Annotated in this window: 2 protein-coding genes; both read left to right on the top strand. The window is 34.1% G+C overall.

Annotation, left to right across the window (positions count from 1 at the left end):
* Positions 1–182, top strand: a 182-nt coding sequence (locus FTV31_RS17205) for a hypothetical protein (RefSeq protein WP_218948753.1), incomplete at its 5' end; no start/stop codon positions are given.
* Positions 183–817: 635 nt separating this feature from the next.
* Positions 818–1,753 carry a replication initiation protein gene (locus FTV31_RS16415; protein ID WP_180015715.1) on the top strand — a complete coding sequence of 312 codons (936 nt, stop codon included), beginning with the start codon at positions 818–820 and terminating at the stop codon, positions 1,751–1,753.
* Positions 1,754–2,027: the final 274 nt, after the last annotated feature.

A 2,027-nucleotide genomic window follows, 5' to 3' on the forward strand; every position in this document is an offset into this window, starting at 1 on the left:
CTCAAAACGACCATTTGAAACAGCAAAGAGAATCATATCAAGCGTGTTTAAAGAGTTTTGAGACTATTAAAAGTGATATTTACGAAATTAAAAATCCATTGCCTAGACAGAATACTTCTCAACAAACTTATGAACCTGAGCATAAACCAAAACCTAAAAATGATTTTGAATTAGATTTTTAATCTAATTCAGCAAAACAGTAATCAGAGGGGGAATGAGCGATTTATCTTTATGTCACTCACACTCCGTTCGCTTTGTTTTTTTCTTTTTGAACCTCACAGGTTTAAACCAAGCGAGTGTCTACGAGCGATTGAGCATCATAAAAATTTCAGCAACGCCTTTTCCCTGATTACAAACTCCCTTTTAATCTAAAACGGTAAGTACAGAGCATCCCGAATGGGTGCGAACTTTGGGGCTTTTGATCTTAAAAAAGCATGAGCATAGCGAATGCATTATCAATCTTTTTGCTCTTGGTTTTGCTTTTGAAACGACACGAGCGAAGCGAGTGCCATAGCTTTTGATTTTGCCTTTAATTCTCTTTTATTCTTTTAAAAAGCTTTTAAATACTTTTAGACACCCTTCCAGACCACATATAGCAAGGCTTTCAGACTTTAAAAAACTACAAATGGCATGAACTAAACTACAAATGGCATGATTTTGGCACATTAGAAACTACAAATGGCATGATTAGAAACTACAAATGGCATGAACTAAACTACACTATATTTAATGTAGTTTTATGTTAAAAACTACAAAAATCGTGTGCAAAAATAAATCAATATGATATAAAAAACTACTTCTTGCGGAATGTAGTTTCATGGATTATAAAAAAACATACCCTGTATCTTGGGTTGTTATGCAGAATACGATTCAAGAGTGCTTTAAAAGCATGAGTATTGATGAAAAACGCTTATTAATTCTTGCTAGTCCTATAGCTCGGATAATTGATGCAACTGAAAAAGATGCAATCACCATAACATCAGAGAGCTTTGCAAAAGAATGCGGTATAAAAACCAACTCAGCGTATTCGCAAATGGAAGAAGCGAGTAAAAACCTGTTAAGACGTTATTTTTCCTATGGTGATAATAAGAAAAAAACCTACTGTAACTGGGTCATTAGAGCAATATATGAGAATGGTTCAATATCCATATGCTTCCCAGAGGAAGTTCTTTTGATGCTCAAAGAGTTCGACAAATTAAATCCATACACTAAGTACAAGAAAGACATCGTACTCAGTCTGAAAAAAGACTACTCGTTCGACCTATATCATTTAGCAAAAAAATATCAAGCTATGGGACAATTTGAAATGTCCTTAGAGCATATAAAAACTGAGTTAGGTTTGCCAAAGTCCTACGACAAGCTATGTAATTTAAAAGACCGTGTAATTAAGCCTTCATTAGATGAAATTACAGCTAATACAGACATTGAACTCACTTATGAAAACGTTAAACAAGGACGGTCTGAGGCTGGTATCAAGTTTATTGTGCAAGAGAAGCCTAAGCCAAAACTCATAGCACCCGAGAGAGAGACAAAGACAGTAGAGCTATTTTGTAATATGTCAGATCCCCAAATTAATAAATACAGCACTATTCTATCTAAACTTTCTGAACTTTCTGATCTAAGTAATTTTCCTGACTATCCTACTTTTGCGATTTGGATTAGTGGGATTTTACGAGATCCAAAAAGTGTAATGGAAGAAACGGCTAAACGAATTTTGAAGGCTCTACATCAAAAAACGGATTTCAAACCATAAAATCAGATTATCCATATGAGCTAACAAATCCCGTGAAACATTGCTTAAATACTAAGCGTGGAACGTGAACAATCATTAAAAAAGCCCAATCGGAGAGGGTTGGGCTTTTTGCTATACGATAAAACTATGATTTATATGAAATAAAAAGAAGCATTTCGTATAACGCGTATTATGTTAATTTTAGGAAAACTTACAGAATGTATAATTTAAAGATTATGGTTTGGGTGATCCTTATCTTAGTAATCTTATGGGGAATACAATGGATGTTTCATGG

This window comes from Acinetobacter sp. YH16031, assembly GCF_013417335.1.
Taxonomy (GTDB): domain Bacteria; phylum Pseudomonadota; class Gammaproteobacteria; order Pseudomonadales; family Moraxellaceae; genus Acinetobacter.